The 969-nt window shown below is 50.2% G+C and carries 1 protein-coding gene and 1 pseudogene; both read right to left on the bottom strand.

Annotated features, from left to right (window positions below):
• Nucleotides 1-266 (bottom strand): annotated as a pseudogene (locus KIV40_RS27545) (type II secretion system protein GspF); the annotation flags it as partial.
• A 1-nt stretch (nt 267) separates the two neighbouring features.
• On the bottom strand, nt 268-969 hold a 702-nt coding region (locus tag KIV40_RS27540), incomplete at its 5' end, for a GspE/PulE family protein (RefSeq protein WP_285352389.1).

The raw sequence follows: 969 nt of genomic DNA, 5'->3' as shown, positions 1-969 counted from the left end.
CACTCTTCGAGCGGCATACCAGACTGAACCAAAGTCGAAATCTGTCGCGTAATCAAAGCAAGATCGGGCGTACTGATACCACGCTTAAAGCTAGTCGAAGGCGCACTGCCCCCTTTGCTGCTTTTCGCTTTGGCTTCGGCCATTTCAACCGGCATCAGGCCTTGCTCTTTGAGACGCTGACGAGCTTGACGCGCGTTATCTGCCTCTATCGAGCCTTTCTTGGTTTTGCCTTTGGCATCCAGTGCCTTGTATTCAAATGCCGCCATACTAGACTTCCTTGGTCACGCGCATCACCTCTTCTAGTGAGGTAATACCCTGACGAACCTTGGCTAGGCCATCATCGCGAATACTTGGGGTTGTGCTGCGAATTGCTTTCTCGATCGCTTGCTCACCCGCTTCACCGTGAATCAGTTCTTGTACCGACTCATCGACCATGAGTAGCTCATGGATACCGGTTCGGCCACGGTAGCCTTTGTGATTACACGCTTCACACCCTTTTGCATGATAGAGCGTCAGGCTGTCTTCTTCCTTCAAATCAAACAGCTTTTTAGTCTCTTTATCGGCTTCGTACGGCTCTTTACAGTCGTTACATAACGTACGAACCAGTCGCTGTGCTAGCGCACCAAGCAGTGAAGAAGAGATTAGGAAAGGTTCGATACCCATATCACGCAGACGCGTTATCGCACCAACTGCTGTATTGGTGTGGAGAGTCGACATTACCAAGTGACCAGTCAAAGAAGCTTGTACCGCAATCTCAGCCGTTTCTAAGTCACGGATCTCACCAATCATTACTACGTCTGGGTCTTGACGAAGAATCGCCCTCAGGCCACGCGCAAAGGTCATATCCACCTTAGGGTTTACCTGAGTCTGACCAATGCCGTCGATATCAAATTCAATCGGATCTTCTACGGTAAGGATATTACGCTCGTTGCTGTTGAGCTCTTGCAGGCCAGCATACAAGGCGGTCGA

This window comes from Vibrio sp. D173a, from assembly GCF_030248475.1.
This window is presented reverse-complemented; position numbering and strand designations above follow the sequence as displayed.